This is a genomic window from Bacillota bacterium, assembly GCA_033549065.1.
Taxonomy (GTDB): Bacteria; Bacillota; Dethiobacteria; order DTU022; family DTU022; genus JAWSUE01.
The window spans coordinates 191,426-198,700 of the sequence record JAWSUE010000003.1; the positions used below are offsets into that span (position 1 = coordinate 191,426).

A 7,275-nucleotide genomic window follows, 5' to 3' on the forward strand; every position below is an offset into this window, starting at 1 on the left:
CAATGACCGACCAAAACAAAGGACCGGGGTTGAAAGATATACCCGGTCCTCTTATTTGCTAATAGTTTTACCATCAATTATTTTAATCTTCAAGCTTTAGCAGCTGCTGCGCATTCTTCGAAAAAATCAGTTTCTCCAGGCTCTTATCCCCATTGCAGGCTTTCTTAGTCGCATTCATAGCGGCAACCCGGCTGCCCCAGGGCCAGTCTGACCCGTACATTACCCTCTCCCGACCGAATACGCTTACCAATTCCTTAACCCTTTCAGGAGCCTGAAACGAAGTATCCACATATACGTTTTTGAACTCACCCAACAGTTCCATGGTATCCTTGTACTGAAACAAACCGGCATGGCCTGCTATGAAAGATACTTTCGGGAAGGCCGCTACCAGCTCCCGGGCATAATGAAGTTCTCCGTAGGAAGGATCCTGCACCGTAACTTTCTCCTCACCGAGATAATAGGATTGAACACCGCTGTGGAAGAGAACCGGCAGGTTGAATTGAGCAAAAGCTTCAACCGCTTCAAAAGTCTTCTTACTGTTTAAAGGCTCTTTCTGAATAATCGGATGAAGTTTCAAGCCCTTCGCGCCCTTCTCCACGTCTATCCTCAACGTTGCTTCAATATCTTGATCATTGGCAAAATCAACTGTAGTAAAAGGAATAATCCCTGCATCAACTTCTGAAGCCTGACGCAAGTCTTCGAAAACCAGGTTCGGGGCGATGGGCAGACATACATTCTTCACCACTCCCGCTTCATCCATGGAATTTCTCATGTTTTCCAAAGTAGCTGTCATGTTTCTAGCCCGGCAGGCTTTGGTAATCTGGTTTTCGAAAAGGTTTTCTAAAGCCCACTCCATAACCGCATTGGTTTTGTAGAGTCCCGCTTCTGCGACTGAAATTAGATCAAGTGTAACCTTTTTCTTGGCACCTTTTTCATAAATCAACTTTCCACCGCCGGGATAGAGGATATCTCCCAAATGGGTATGAACATCAATGATCAAATTAACTCCTCCTCGCAAAATGTTGTCAACAACCCCGTCCCCCTGACATTTCGGCGATTGCTTCATCTCGCAGGGATTTTTTGAAAACCTTTTCGGTAACGGTCAGGGGTATCTCCTTTACAAACTTGATCTGCTTCGGCACCGCGTACGGGGGCAGGTGTTCACGACAGTACTGCTGTAGTTCCGCCGCTTCAACCCGGTGTTCTCCACCTTCTTTAAGCTGGATAACAGCCATTACCCTCTCGCTGCCGGGGTTGTCCGGATCGGGAACCCCGAATGCCGCCGCCATCAGTACATCGGGATGGCGGAAGAGCACCTCGTCAACTTCCGTGGTGTAGACCTTGTTTCCCGATACATTTACCATATCCTTGATCCTGTCGCTCAGATGGAAAAACCCGTCTTCATCCATGAAGCCGATGTCGCCGGTATGCAGCCAGCCATCCTGGTCCAACCCCGACCCCGGATCGGGCCAGTAGCCCTTCATTACCTGAGGTCCGCGCACGACGATTTCTCCTGTTTCGCCAAAAGGCACCTCTTTCCTGCTTTCCGGGTCAACAAGTTTACAGTCGGTATCAGGCGCCGGCACTCCCAACCCCTTCTTCTCTTTACCCATAAAACCGGTAATCTTCGAAAAAGGAGTTATGTTGAAATGGGTCAGCGGTCCGGTTTCAGTCAGGCCGTAACCTTCCGATACAGGCGAACCGATTTCCTTCTTGACCTTCTCCGAAACCTCATCGGGCAGCGGCGCTGCCCCGCTCATCGGTATGGCGTTAAGCCTGCCCACTTTTGCTTCAGCGATTCTCATCAGCTGGGTCGGAACGGCTGGAATCATAAGCGGCCTGTACTTGCGGATATGCTCAACTATCGCCTCGCTATCCCGCGGATCAGGCATTAATATAATGCGCAGTCCAAGGTTTACTGCCGACTGGGCAATATACTGCCCGTAAGCATGAAAGAGCGGGACAGGTAAAAAGAAAGAGGCCTTACCGGCGATTCCCTTGATCATCGGTTTCATGATCCAGGGAAACCCCTGCCTTAAGTTGCTGTAGCGGTTGAAGTGGGTGAGCATTACTCCCTTGGGCACTCCTGTCGCCCCACCGGTGAAGGCTAAAATCGCCAGATCTTCTCTGGGGTTAATCTCAACTGCAGGTGCAATTGGATCATTATCCTGCAAAACCTTGCGGAAGTCATGTACTCCCGGCGGCAGGGGGCCTTTCGCAAATTCCAGATCATAGCCGCTTTTCGCTGAAATCACGACCTGTTCAATCAGTCCCTTTTCTTTCAGCTCCAGCACCTTTTCCAGCTTATCTTCCCGGCAGAAGATCACCCGGCTGCCCGAGCTTTCAATCTCATGCCGCAGGCCGGTTCCGGTCCGTAAAATGCTTACCGGAACGATCACGCCACCGCACTTCAAAATAGCCCATTCAGCAATGATGAATTCCGGACAGTTGGGCAGGTAGATGCAGACTCTATCGCCCTTATTTACACCCATCCCGGCCAGCCCCGCAGCCAGCCGGTCAACCTGTTCTTTCAGCTCTTTATACCTTAACTCCCGTTCTTGAAAAAGAATAGCCGTCTGCCGCGGATACTTTTCCGCCGCATTATCCAGTGCTGAAAAGAGCGGAACTTCCGGATAGGGTTTTAAAGATCTGTCGAGCTTGTACGGCCCCATCATATAGCTGTCGAGCCAGGGTTTATCGGCATAACTCATCAGCATACCTCCCCCAGACCGGCAGCAAGCTCACTCAAACCGAGTTCCATCAGTTTCTCCTCCGTGGGATAACCCTTCTCCTGATCCCAGCCCCGGTAGTCGTAATAGCTGTTTTTTAGAGACTCAAGCAGCGGCTTATCAATAACCATCCCTTTCGACGGTCCCTGCTGCAGCGGTTCGCTGAGCAGTCTTTCCGGCAGGGTATCCGCTTCACGGTCTATCCCTTCACGGATACAGTAAAGCCGCATCAGGTTGTAGATCCGGTCTCCGGCCAGGCGGAAACCTTCTTCGTCCATTTCCCAGCCCAGTCCGTTGTTGATCAGGTCAAGATAATCCTGGGCCTGCAGCAGCAGGGCCATAAACTTGCAGGCGCCGATGCAATCGAACATGGTCAGAGCATTTTCAAGATCAACCAGGATCTTCGCCTCTTCAGGTCTGGGGTTAAAGGGGTCTTCAATCTGGCTTTCCGGCACCAGCAAAATGGGCATATCGACGAAGGCAGGCGCCTCGATAAAGCCGGTGATATGGTCACCTCCCCGGTTGGCTGTTACATAGCCGAGCCCGCAGATTTTCGCCGCTCTCGGATCGTAGGCCGGCATCTCCAGGCCTTTCACATGCATGGCAAAAGCCTCTGAACCACCACCGATTATTTCAGACATCCGTCTTGTCCCCTCGGCCAGCAGGTCACCCAGTCCTCGCCGGTGGGCGATCATATCCAGCAGTTCGATCAGAGCTTCGCCATCGCCGAACTCAGGCTTATAACCATCTGCCCTGTCAGGTGGCAACAACCCCTTCTCCTGGCACTCCATGGCAAAGGCTATCGAAGACCCGGCGCTGATCGTATCCAGCCCCAGGTCATTACAGAGATAGTTGGCCATTGTGATCGTATTCATATTATCAATGCCGCACTGGGCTCCCAGGGTATTGACACTCTCATATTCCGGTCCTTCCCCTTTATGCCCCTTGTATTTGCCTTCCTTTATCTCCGTTCCCCGGCCGCAGGCAATGGGGCAGGCAAAGCAGGAAACACCCTTGACCAGCACTTTTTCCGATAAGGCCTGTCCACCCACTTCATCGATCCCTTCAAATACCCCGCCCTGCCAGTTGTGGGTCGGGTATCCGCCGCGGACGTTCACCATATCGGAGATCATATTCGTCCCGTAGCTCTCGAAGCCGATCTTCAGGATCGATTCATTGATGAAGTCAAGCTGCTGCTTGGCCGACTGTTTGAACTGTTCAGGCTGAGCCAGTTCAACCGGCCTCCGGCCTGAACAGGCCACCGCTTTCAGCTTTTTAGAACCCAACACCGCACCGACCCCGCAGCGCCCGGCCGCCCGGTGTTTTTCGTTGATGATCGCCGCGTAGCGGACCATATTCTCACCGGCAGGCCCAATTGCCGCCACATGCCAGCGGCCTGGATGTTCAGCTTTGATCATTTCTTCCGTTTCACTGACCGTCCTGCCCCAGAGCCCTTCAGCGCTTTTCAGTACAGCTTCCCCTTCATTTATAGCCAGGTAGACCGGCCTTTCTGCTGCTCCCTCGAGAATAATTCCGTCGAATCCGGCCTGCTTCAGGGCCGGTCCGAAAGAACCTCCTGAATTGGCGTGACCCCAGATACCGGTCTGCGGTGATTTAGTTACCACCGAATAGCGACTGGCGCTGGCCGACCTGGTCCCGGTAAGCGGTCCGGTCATGAAGATCAGCTTGTTCTCCGGTCCTAAGGGATCCACTCCCTTCGGCACCTCATCAAAAAGGTAACGGGTAGCCAGGCCGGCGCCTCCGATAAATTGGCGGGCCCAGTCTTCCCTGGTCACTTCTTCCGTAATCCTTCCATCGCTTAAATTAACCCTTAGTAACTTCCCTGTATATCCATATGTCATCGCTTACCCTCCCCGTTATTATTCAGGCTGCCGTCAGACACCAAGTTCAGCCCTGAATCTTTTCATATTCTCCCGGTACTCTTCCACTTCTTGCCCAGTCATATCATCGGGATAGACTACCGGGTATGGAGTTAAAGCATTGACTATCGTATTGGCATACGGGGCAATAGTCACAACCTTGACCTTGTCACCGTGCTCCAGCACCACCTTACCCGACATGAAATCAGGAGTAAACCTGCTCTTCTTGGTCAAAATGCTCTTCCAGTTCTGCGGAGTTGCCGCAAGCAGGAAATCTGCCTCGGCAAGCGCTTCCTCCTCGGTAAAAAAGCCAATCCTGGTCAGCTTGCCCTGGTCAAAAAAGGTACCGAAAATAATATCCTCGTCAATACCCCAGGACTGATCGGCCTTAACCCGGAAACACATCTTCCAGGACACCTTCTGAAGCAGCTCCTCAAATTCAGGGTTCTCATAGTAATACTTCCCGCTATCTTCAAGCCACTCGGGCGTACAGTACTGATAGGTCTTCATCGATCAAACCTCCTCAATAATATTGGCGGGAGCACCTGTCTGCTTTAACCGGGTGCTCCCGGATTAACATCATTTTTAAATGTACTGTGAAGCGATCTCTTCCACCGGCACACTCTTGGTCAGCAGGTCGAAGAAAATTTCCTGGGGAATAACTCCTTCCGGCGCCAGTACCCCTGTTTTTTTGACATCACCGTTGACAATCATCAGTGTGCCCAGCACTGCCGGCAAAGCAGTGAGCAGGTCGGCCGCACCACCGCAACGGTATGAATACTGAGTCTGTGCTCCATCCTTTTCGCCTTTTACATCCACTCTCAAACAGACCCCTTCTATACCGAACTCACCGTAGCGGTTCATCGTCTCCAGGATCATATCTTCCACCATGTCGGTATTCAGTTCCGGCAGGGCTAAAATAATCGAGGTGGCAACATCGCGGGCTTTCACCTCTTTATCCAGAACCTTCATCATTGTTTGATCGGCCAGACCGATCTCTTTCATGAACATGGCTATATCGGTAAAGCGCTGGGGCCAGACCACCCCATTGTTGCTAACATTCTTAACACCCTTGATATACTTCGGAATGGTTGCCGGTTCGGGATGGCCCACTTCGCTGGCCTCCAGAACACCCACCGGATCTGAAAACTCCAGGGTCCGCTTCACTGACATGGCCGGAATCTTCACCCAGTCGCCGTCCCTGAAGGTCACTATATCGCCTGTTACAGCATGGAAATAGTGGTCAACGATTGCCGGACCGGTCATCTTCGGATCAAGGGCAGTCCAGGCCCAGGATGTGTCGATATCGGTAGCCTGGTCAAGCATCTCTGAACCTCTCAAGGCCATCATGTTCGTAATACCGGGCGTTGCGCCCAGCCCCATGATGATCGGTATACCCGCTTTTTCTGCTTCCTTGCTGCGTTCCAGCATGGCCAGGGTTACATCCCCGTCATCGCAGATATCGACCAGCGGGGTTTTAGCCTCGATGGCCGCCTTGATAATCGGCTCGGCCAGCAGGTAATATGGACCGACAAAGCTCATCACAGCATCGGCATCTTTCATCAGGTTTACCAGAGCTTTACTATCACGCACGTCCACCTTGACAGCGCTGGTCTTGCCGCCCACTTCCTTGACCAGTTCCTGGGCCGCATCCAGGTTAAAGTCAGCAATGATCACTTCTACATCGGGGGCTCTTTTAACCAATTCACGTACTCCGCAAGCGCCAATATGGCCTGCTCCACCTAAAGCGATAACTTTCTTCATGCTTATCCCTCTTCCCTTAAATTAAATTGGTCAACCAACCTAATATAGCTTAAAAAAAGATAAACTCCTATATTTCACTGTCAGCCAAACGATCTTTTATAGCGTGGGTAATCAGCAAACGTATTTCATTAGGTTTGAAAGCCTCGGGGTCAACCATCAGCTGAACGGAAAATCCTTCGGTGATGGCTACAAGCGCCCCGCCCAGCAGCTTGCTTTCCCTTCCGGCATTGGCTTCTTCAAATATTCTTACGAGCAGCATACGGTAGTTTCTGAACATCTCGCGAACAACATCATTCAGTTCTTCTCTCTCGTAGGCCATCTGCAACAGGTTGTAGAATACACGGTTCAGCGGGGGATTAAAAACCAGGGTATCAACGATGTAGTCTATAGCGAAAGCAATTTTCTCTTCAACAGAACTGGCCGCTTCGATTTTTTCAACCAGCATACTGCTGTACTTATCAACAATGGCATTGGCCAGGCTGGCCACAATCTCATCTTTACTGCGGAAGTAGTAGTGGATTACACCCGGGGCCAGATTGGCCTTCCGGGCAATTTCCTTGACCGTAACTTTTTCATGTCCGCTTTCAGCCAGGCAGTCATAGAGTGCCCAGATGATCTCTTCCTGTCTTTTACCGGCGTTGCTTTTTCTGCCCATTTGTTACCTCTCAGCTTTGTTTAGTCAACCAATCAAACCACCTTGATTATATTATGCTTTGAGGTTCCGGGCAAGCAGCGAATCCCTCCTTTTCGGGGCTGGGTTGGTGGGTCTGTTGAGGTCACCTCCTTGGTTAGGATGGTGGTGTGGGTAGTGGGTTGGTTAGGATGGTGGTGTGGGTAGTGGGTTGGTTAGGGTGGCATAGTTAGTTTGGTTATACAACCTAATAATATCACTAATCAGAGTT

Annotated in this window: 6 protein-coding genes; all 6 read right to left on the minus strand. The window is 51.3% G+C overall.

The annotated features are described in order from the left end of the window. Nucleotides 1-82 precede the first annotated feature (82 nt). Nucleotides 83-1,000, minus strand: coding sequence for an amidohydrolase family protein (locus SCJ97_03270; GenBank protein MDW7739067.1), 918 nt, complete (start codon nt 998-1,000; stop codon nt 83-85). Between the two features lie 25 nt (nt 1,001-1,025). Then, on the minus strand, nt 1,026-2,711 hold the full coding sequence (locus SCJ97_03275) for an AMP-binding protein (protein MDW7739068.1): 1,686 nt from the start codon (nt 2,709-2,711) through the stop codon (nt 1,026-1,028). Continuing rightward, nucleotides 2,711-4,591, minus strand: coding sequence for an aldehyde ferredoxin oxidoreductase family protein (locus SCJ97_03280; GenBank protein ID MDW7739069.1), 1,881 nt, complete (start codon nt 4,589-4,591; stop codon nt 2,711-2,713). Before SCJ97_03280 ends, SCJ97_03275 begins: the two co-directional genes overlap by 1 nt. A gap of 33 nt (nt 4,592-4,624) precedes the next feature. Continuing rightward, the gene (locus SCJ97_03285; GenBank protein ID MDW7739070.1) at nt 4,625-5,119 is read right to left on the minus strand and encodes a hypothetical protein; all 495 of its coding nucleotides are present in this window, start codon (nt 5,117-5,119) and stop codon (nt 4,625-4,627) included. 75 nt (nt 5,120-5,194) lie between these two features. After that, entirely contained in the window at nt 5,195-6,373 is a 1,179-nt protein-coding gene (locus SCJ97_03290; protein ID MDW7739071.1) for a saccharopine dehydrogenase NADP-binding domain-containing protein, read from the minus strand. A gap of 67 nt (nt 6,374-6,440) precedes the next feature. Continuing rightward, nucleotides 6,441-7,028, minus strand: a complete 588-nt coding sequence (locus SCJ97_03295) for a TetR/AcrR family transcriptional regulator (GenBank protein ID MDW7739072.1) — start codon at nt 7,026-7,028, stop codon at nt 6,441-6,443. Nucleotides 7,029-7,275: the final 247 nt, after the last annotated feature.

Coding starts and splice junctions, on each gene's coding strand:
- SCJ97_03275 (MDW7739068.1), bottom strand. CDS start 2,711: ATGAGTTATGCCGATAAACCCTGGCTCGACAGCTATATGATGGGGCCG.
- SCJ97_03280 (MDW7739069.1), bottom strand. CDS start 4,591: ATGACATATGGATATACAGGGAAGTTACTAAGGGTTAATTTAAGCGAT.
- SCJ97_03285 (MDW7739070.1), bottom strand. CDS start 5,119: ATGAAGACCTATCAGTACTGTACGCCCGAGTGGCTTGAAGATAGCGGG.
- SCJ97_03290 (MDW7739071.1), bottom strand. CDS start 6,373: ATGAAGAAAGTTATCGCTTTAGGTGGAGCAGGCCATATTGGCGCTTGC.
- SCJ97_03295 (MDW7739072.1), bottom strand. CDS start 7,028: ATGGGCAGAAAAAGCAACGCCGGTAAAAGACAGGAAGAGATCATCTGG.